The sequence below is a fragment of the Hymenobacter agri genome, assembly GCF_054778495.1.
Map to the genome: position 1 here is coordinate 1 of NZ_BAAGZM010001098.1, position 828 is coordinate 828.

At 64.1% G+C, this 828-nt stretch carries 1 protein-coding gene; it reads left to right on the top strand.

The annotated features are described in order from the left end of the window. Nucleotides 1–435 precede the first annotated feature (435 nt). Nucleotides 436–828 (top strand): hypothetical protein (locus ACYVDE_RS24710; RefSeq protein WP_460504170.1); only part of this gene is annotated, 393 nt, incomplete at its 3' end.

Genomic DNA, 828 nt, shown 5'->3' on the forward strand with positions numbered 1-828 from the left:
CCGGCCGGGGTGCGGTGGCTTTGGGCCGGGTCGCGGGTTTAGGGCGGCTAGGCGCGGCGGCGGGCTTAGGGTTGGGGGCCGGCATGGGCATTTGCATGCCGTGCATGTCGTGCTGGGCAAAAGCGGAGGTTGCCAGCAGCAGACCGAGCGTGGAGAGCGTAAGAGTTTTCATTATCAAGGAAGGAATACGGCCGGCCGACGCATTTGGCTGGCTTGCGGGTTATTTCACGACCAGCGTGCCGCGCAGCATGCCCAGCGGACGAGGTTACAAAATTCGGGCTTTTCAGCACCGGACATGGTACGTAATCAGGCCAAAAACATGCAGAATTCGTCCCCTCTTCCAGCGGACTCGTCGGGCCAATGTGCGTAGTCCCGCCCGGCTGTTCGACCTTTGCCGCGGCTGTTGGCACCGCTTGCCTGGCCTCTGCTCCCTTTATGCCCGCTGCCAGTTCCGTAGATTCTCAGTCGAAAACGTTGTGGCGGCAGGAGGCCGGGCTGGCCGCGGGCATTGCGCTGGTGTATGCGCTCTACCTGTTTTCGACCGAATACCACAACCTCTATTACGACGCCGAAGACTACTGGCAGCTCGGCCACCGCTTCGTGCGCAACGGCCGCTTCGGACTGCTGAACTACGACGAGGCCCTGCGCGGCTACGCCTACCCGCTGGTAAACTTCGCCTGCCTGGCCTTGCGCAAGGCCCTCGACTTGCCCGCCGTCACGGTGGTGAAGCTGCTGAACGCCGCCCTGGCCGGGCTGCTATTCGGAGTAGTGGGCCCACGGCTGTGGCAGGCCAGCACGGGCGCGGCACAGCTGCCTACGCTGGGGCGG